The sequence below is a fragment of the Endozoicomonas sp. ALE010 genome (genome assembly GCF_049310165.1).
Classification (GTDB): Bacteria; Pseudomonadota; Gammaproteobacteria; order Pseudomonadales; family Endozoicomonadaceae; genus Endozoicomonas.
This window is the reverse complement of sequence record NZ_JBLYNV010000142.1, coordinates 1-3,876: the sequence shown is the minus strand read 5'-3', so window position 1 is coordinate 3,876 and position 3,876 is coordinate 1. Positions and strand designations below refer to the sequence as shown.

Annotated in this window: 1 protein-coding gene; it reads right to left on the bottom strand. The window is 51.3% G+C overall.

The features are described 5' to 3' along the window. Positions 1-402 precede the first annotated feature (402 nt). On the bottom strand, positions 403-3,876 hold a 3,474-nt coding region (locus ACO6UY_RS24115), incomplete at its 5' end, for a transglutaminase-like domain-containing protein (RefSeq protein WP_422491577.1).

Genomic DNA, 3,876 nt, shown 5'->3' with positions numbered 1-3,876 from the left:
AGGGCTAAATGGACAATTCATGATGAGTGGATGCTCAACCGAAAGGAAAACCAGTTCAACTGGCTGGCCGGTATGCTGATGGCATTACTACAAACGAAATCATAAGTAGCCAGAAAATATAATTTCATTTGGTTAGGAATAGTCCTTGAATAATTTACACATTTCGGAGCCTCCGAACTCCGTTCGTCCTGAGCCTGTCGAAGGGCGTTAACTCCGAGGCATGATAGATTGTGCCAGGCACCCTTCGACTCCGCTCAGGATGCACGGAGAGTGAGTTCTAAATGTCGGAATTATTTAAGGACAATTACTTGGCTACTCAGGCTCTATTTGGCTTTTGGATTGCTCTACTATGAACACTGTCTATAGCTCACGAAACATTGGTCTGGAATCCTGAAAGAGCCACTACCTATTTTCGATCTGTGCAAGAAACTCATCTAAAAGAACAAGCAAATCATCCGCCTGAAGAACGACAGCGGAAGGCCGGTTAAAATACTCTTTTAAACGTTTTGGAGGTAATTTTAATTCGGTCATGGGGGCATCTTGCTGATTAGCAGCTGTAAGCAACGGCTCATAGCCAGGCCGCTTTGCCTCAGAATAGATATTATATTGTTGAGTCACCCAAATTGGAGGAGTGGTATCATTCCTGTGATGCGCTGCCAGCCAAATAAAGAATATTTTTCTTATTGCTCCGTTGGTAACACTAACCTTTTCACTTTCACATATTTCGCTAATTACTGGCTTTAAGCCGGATTTTATTTTTTCAGCAATCTTATCGTTCATCGCATTTTTGGACAAAGAAGTACAGTCGAAAATAATAGGTTTGTAGCTTGTAGATTTTGATACGTTCAGGAAAGCCGCCTCGCCGGAAATCAGTTTTTCAGGGATGATAATGCTATTGCCCACAGGCTGGTGGTGGAGTTGTTGATGGATGCAAGGCTGGGATAGTCGCCCCAAAAGGGAGTGGCTCAAGGTCATCGTTTTGAAAAGGTTTATGCAGTACTGTGAAAATCGTGGATTTTCGTATTCAAGAAGGCTATCCGTTCTGGGTCCTGGAGAATAAGACTCAAGCATTCCTTTTACCCGGCTTTTTAACTGACAGGAATCACAGGACCCACAGAGCGTCTGTAGGATGGTCAATAATTCATATTTCAGAAATTGAGGCACCGAGCGGTAAAGGTCACATAGCCAGTTCAAATAGTGCACATCAGGCTCTTGTGCATGTATCAGTCGAAATAATGGTTTCAGTTTATTTTTGATAGTTGTTCTTAAATGGTTTCTGACTGCTGAAAAATTCCAGGCACTTTTCTCTATGATACATTCCCAGTCTTGTATTTTGTCACCAAACAGGCAAAACATTTGTGGCGATAATAGCACCCCCCAATCCTTCGGCAAAACTCTGGAGTATTCAGGTCCTCTGTTGAATGCAGCATAGTTATCTTTAAGTTGGTGCATAATATCAGTCAGCACTGATCTTTTATTGCACGACAGTAATAAATCTTCAAGACGTTCAAGAGACTTCTCAATTTTGTGCCGTAACACAGAGCCTCTTTCCGTTGAATTGATAAATCGGTTGGAAAAGGCATACCCTCTTGTAGCGGGTGGCTTCAGGTCAGAACCACCTGGTTGACCATACTCCCCCCAGTCGGGTTCTGTGATATCTGCTGTAACCCGTCCGCCACCACCGAGTTGGTATTGTCGCCAGGTTTGGCCGCCATCGGGGCTGATCTCAACAAAACGGTGCGAAACATTCACTACTTGCCGGGCAGGAATTCCCCAATAGTGACAGAGCATTTGGAAGATCGCCGCCTTGTGTCGGCAAACCCCTTGTTTCTCCCTGAGCATATTCAGCAACAGCTGGTCATCTTGTCCGGTCACATTTTTGCTGTCGGAAAATGTATCCAGCCAATCCATCAACGCCCTGAGTCGTTGCGGGATATCCAGGGCCCCATTGATATCACGCAGCTCTTCATAGGCTTTGCAGCTGTTCGTTTCGGAGTAAAAAATCTTTTCTTCCAGGACTTCTACAAGCCGTTGACTGCACAATCCCTCTTGTAATGTCAGAGACTCGCCCGGTCTCAGTGGGGTAAAATAGGTTCGCCCGGGGGCAATGATAAAGTCCACCGTTACAGGTGATACTGAGGATGCCTTACTTTTGATTAACAGTTGCCCTGTTAGCTCGCTTCGGGCCAGCTCGATGGGGGTGTCCGGGGTGCAGCGCAGTGCCCGGAGCTGGTCCGAGGGCGTCAGGGCAGGCAAGGGCTGCCACTGGTTATTCAGGGTTAACGCAATGTTGCCGGGCAGTTCATCGGTGCCAAGGTCGGTCCGCCAGACGGTATCATCAGGCCATCCTGGCACAGGGGTTATCGTGCCATTTGTCCAGTCGATGGGGTAGTCGCGCAACCGGCCGTCTTCATCCAGAAGGGTCTCCACAAAGGAGAGACGATATTGGCGGGCATCGTAAGGGGTTTCGGGGAAGTACCTGGTGATCTTGAAGTGCTGGGGAGCCACAATATCGTCAAATGTGGAGGGGTAAGCCGAATGACCGGTTTTTTTCGGCTTTACCGTTGACCTGCTCTTGCGGTTGATCGCCGGGCCTTGTTGCATGGCCTGCACAATCGTCATGATGTCTTGATCTGTTGTCTCCGGTGTCACCGTGATTTCACGGTCACGACAACGGAGTGCAGACCCGAGCTGTACCGTGATGGGCGTCAACAGTCCGGGCATGCTATTGGCGAGGGTCTCAAGGGCCCGGCGCCGTTCTTCTTGCTTGATTCGTGCCAGGCTTGCGGTATCTTCCTGCAGCGGGGGCAGCGGTGTCTTTAAAGCGCGAAAGGGCAGTGACAGGTGTTGTCGCAAGGCCTGATTCCAATGTTCAGGCCGCTGACTGGCCAGCTGCCGGGCGCTGCTGAACAGGTCGTCCAGTGGCAGTTGCACCGGGCGGTTCTGCTGATGCAGTGCTGTGGCCAGTTGGTGGAAGTGATCCGCCAGCCATTGGGGCAACCCGTCAGGTATCTCGGGCAATCCCTGCACCAGCCTTGCCAGGTCTTCCGTGTCAAGGGCTGCCAGCCTGATTTGGGTGCAGCGGCTGGTCAGGGCCAGGCTCAGCGCTTCCCGTCCGACGAAATAGCCGGGATTGATGGTGGCAAACAGGCGAAATCCCGGCGCTGCATGGCCAGTCAACACATTATTCAGCAACCCTTCTACGTAGTGGCTGGGAATCAGGTTAAGCTCACTGATGGCAATCAGTTGCCCCCGGCTCATGGCCTGTTTGACGCTCTTTGCCAAGGTGGTCCACTGGTTCGGGTTGGCATTGATATGAACAAACGGGCGATTCATCCCTTGCTGTTGTTGCCAGAGCCGGATGGTTCTGTCCAGCACAAAGTCCTTGCCCCAGCCTGCCGGGCCTTCCACCAGAATGGCGGTGCGCCCCGAGTCATCCTTGTCCAGACTTTGCCAGTAGCGGTAAGCCAGTTGCTGGACAGGCTTTGGCGAGAAGTCACCATCGGAGTTGGTGGCCTGCAGTTCCTGCAGGAAAACAGCAAAGCTCTGGTCGACCCCTGCTATCAAGGACGGATCTTCCGGGTACTGGCCCTGGTACCAGTGGTTGAGGGTGTCCAGCCGCTGCTGGCAGTCATGGGTGACGGCACCGGCCAGACTGTCCATAAATGCCCGCCGGACCAGGGCGTTGACTTGCCCAGGCGTGCTCACGGTAGCGGCACAGTGACGGAGAATCTGGCGAACGGTGGCCAGCACATCGATGATATCTCTGGGTGTAGTCTGCTCCAGCAGCGCCCGGAACTGGTTGTACAGGGTTAATAGCCGGTCACGGGCCTGGTGTTTCAGGTGCTCAGGCCAGGCCTGTGGCAGGTTGGGCAG